The organism is Pseudomonas sp. SIMBA_068 (genome assembly GCF_046534705.1).
Classification (GTDB): domain Bacteria; phylum Pseudomonadota; class Gammaproteobacteria; order Pseudomonadales; family Pseudomonadaceae; genus Aquipseudomonas; species Aquipseudomonas putida.
On record NZ_JAWRYI010000450.1, the window covers coordinates 1 to 274 of the forward strand.

A 274-nucleotide genomic window follows, 5' to 3' on the forward strand; every position below is an offset into this window, starting at 1 on the left:
GGGGCAAGTCGCTACTGCCTACACCGTGAATACCGATGAACTGACGGCCTGGCGCAGCGGGAAGCTGGTGTTCAACAACGCCACACTGGGCGATGTGGCGCGCGAGGTATCGCGTTACCGCGAGCGGCCGTTGCGGGTCAGCTCGACGGCGGTGGGTAACCTGCGCTTGACCAGCGTGTTCAAGTCCAGCGATACCGACGCCTTGCTCAAAGCCCTGCCGCACATATTGCCGGTGGCGGTGCGCGCTTTGCCGGACGGCAGCCAGGAAATTATT

General features: G+C 63.1%; 1 pseudogene. It reads left to right on the top strand.

Annotated features, from left to right (window positions below):
- Nucleotides 1-274 (top strand): annotated as a pseudogene (locus SB756_RS29910) (peptide ABC transporter substrate-binding protein); the annotation flags it as partial.